Below are 1,384 nucleotides of genomic sequence, written 5' to 3'. Positions count from 1 at the left end.
ATTTGAAATTTCTAAACAAGAACAAGATTCTGCTAGTTTAAAATCTAAAAAATTAAAATCTAAAAATACAAAAAAATCAAACAAGGAGTAAATTATGGCGGCACAATATGGAGTAAATTATAATATTAGCAATGGTGCGGCAAGTCCTATTAAAGTTCAAAGTGATACACCTATAGGAATTGCTGCTTGTATTAAAGGTGCTAATAAAGAAATGCTTTATACAAAAGCAGGATACGAAAACACAGATGAAATGCCAATCTTTGCTTTTTCAAATGTAAGCAAGGCGATTGATTTTACAAAAGATTTAATCAAAGAAAACAATTTGCAAGATTTTAGACTCTTAGATTCTTTAACTTGTATAGACAATCAAGATGTTGCTTGTGTGATTATTATTAGTTTCTTTGAAGAAAGTGATGAGGAGGCTACAAACCTAACAAATTGTTTAAATGCAATAGAAGCTTTTAAAAAAGCCAAACATCGCACAGGTTTTACTCCTGATATTATCATAGCACCTTATTATTCAAGTGAAGCAGGTATAAAAGCTAAACTTGAAAGCATAGCAAGTGCTATGAATATCACTGCTATTGTGGATTTATATGCTAACAATACAGGAGAAGCTATCAGCACTATGGAAGCTTTTAGTTCTAAAAGATTGGTTGCCGCATGGCCTCAAGTTCAAATTTTAAACTCACAAGGAAAATACGCTTATGTTCCACAATCTCCTATCATTGCAGGTTTAATAGCCCATACAGATGGAGATACAGAATATGGCTTTAGTGATTCTTATTCTAATCGCGTGATGAATGGCGTTACTGGAGTGGAACATTTTATTGATTTTGTGATGGGTGAAGATTGCGATGCAGATCGCCTTAGAAAAAGTCATATTTCTACTTGCATACTTTGTGAAGGTTATCGCTCTTGGGGTGGAGAAACAAGTGATGAAGATACAATTTGGCAAGATTTAGCAAGAGTAAGAACTTTTGATCGTATTGCAATTGCTGCCCAAAAAGCAAGTTTTAAAGCGATTGATAAAAAAGCAAGTGAGCTTTACTTTATCAAAATAAGCGTGGAAGAACTTTTAAGAGATTTAAAAGGAGCAAAAGTCTTAATTGGCTATGAAGTGAGCTGGGATGAGGAGCGTAATACAAATGCAAATATCAGCGCGGGTAAATTTTATCTTAATATTAAGATGATGAATAACCCTATAGTAAAACAAATCACACTCGAGCTTATTTATAGTGATGAATGGGCTGATGATTTGGTTAAAATCATCAGTGCGGATTGATTTAAAAAATAGTGAGTTTTGCTAGAAAGAATCTTTAGATAAAACCTCGTTTTTCACAGCGAAATCAAAAAAGGAGAAAAAATGTTTAATAGAATACCT

1 protein-coding gene is annotated in these 1,384 nt (G+C 32.9%); it reads left to right on the top strand.

Going from position 1 to position 1,384, the window contains the following annotated elements; all coding sequences use genetic code 11:
• Nucleotides 1–94: 94 nt before the first annotated feature.
• Nucleotides 95–1,285, top strand: coding sequence for a phage tail sheath family protein (locus CQA75_RS08855; RefSeq protein ID WP_137624592.1), 1,191 nt, complete (start codon nt 95–97; stop codon nt 1,283–1,285).
• Nucleotides 1,286–1,384 lie beyond the last annotated feature (99 nt).

Source organism: Campylobacter taeniopygiae (assembly GCF_005406225.1).
Lineage (GTDB): Bacteria > Campylobacterota > Campylobacteria > Campylobacterales > Campylobacteraceae > Campylobacter_D > Campylobacter_D taeniopygiae.
This window is presented reverse-complemented; position numbering and strand designations above follow the sequence as displayed.